This window comes from Cupriavidus basilensis, assembly GCF_029335485.1.
GTDB classification, from domain to species: domain Bacteria; phylum Pseudomonadota; class Gammaproteobacteria; order Burkholderiales; family Burkholderiaceae; genus Cupriavidus; species Cupriavidus basilensis_E.
Genome location: NZ_JARJLM010000701.1, coordinates 1 through 754 on the forward strand (window position 1 = coordinate 1; position 754 = coordinate 754).

General features: G+C 60.6%; 1 protein-coding gene and 1 pseudogene. Both read left to right on the forward strand.

Translation table 11 applies throughout. The annotated features are described in order from the left end of the window. Positions 1-207, forward strand: a pseudogene (locus P3W85_RS43300) (hypothetical protein); the annotation flags it as partial. After that, positions 204-754 (forward strand): phospholipase effector Tle1 domain-containing protein (locus P3W85_RS43305; RefSeq protein WP_276269340.1); only part of this gene is annotated, 551 nt, incomplete at its 3' end. The pseudogene P3W85_RS43300 and the gene P3W85_RS43305, both read left to right, overlap by 4 nt.

Here is a 754-nt window from a genome sequence, read left to right on the forward strand (position 1 = left end):
TGGGTCGCGTTCTTCCCCGGAGGTGTCGTCAAGCTCTTCCCTACTTGGGTGGGTCCGGGTCATCCCGATTTCCCAGGCGGATTGCTCGAGCCAACACTGCAATGCCGCAAGGAGCACCCCGGTAGTGCGCACTGTGAAGGCCCCACCGAACTCTGGGACCTCATGAGAAAGGGCAAGGCCGCCCACACGGAGGACAAGACGCCATGACGATTTCCCGACTGCCTGACAATGTAAGCGAGAACCCGTGGACTCTCACGGCGAACGAACGCAGGGGCGTTACTTGCACCGAGTCGCCCAACGACGCCATGTCGTGCCAGCGCACCCTCTACCTCGGCTTCTTCTTCGATGGCACGCGCAATAACCTCTATTACGACAAGAAGCACGAGTCGCATAGCAATGTCGCGCGGCTGTACGAAGTCTTCGACGACAAAATAAAACCCGGCGAAGATCGTAAGTACCGTCTCGCCACCTATGTCCCAGGCGTCGGCACCGAATTCTGGAAAGGCGTCGGCGATGCCGGCGTAGGCCTGCATGCCGCCGCTGGTGCCGCCGCGGGCTGGGGCGGCGAGGCCCGTATCAACTGGGCGTTGCTGCAGTTACAAAACAACCTGCATCGCTATGCCTTCGGTAACCAACCGCTGACGGACGAAACCAATGACCTCGCCCTCGTCAAACAGATGAGCGCCGACATCAACTTCAAGCGCATGCGCATGCGCTTTCCTGATGGCAAGGGGCCGCCCACGCCCAAGACGCT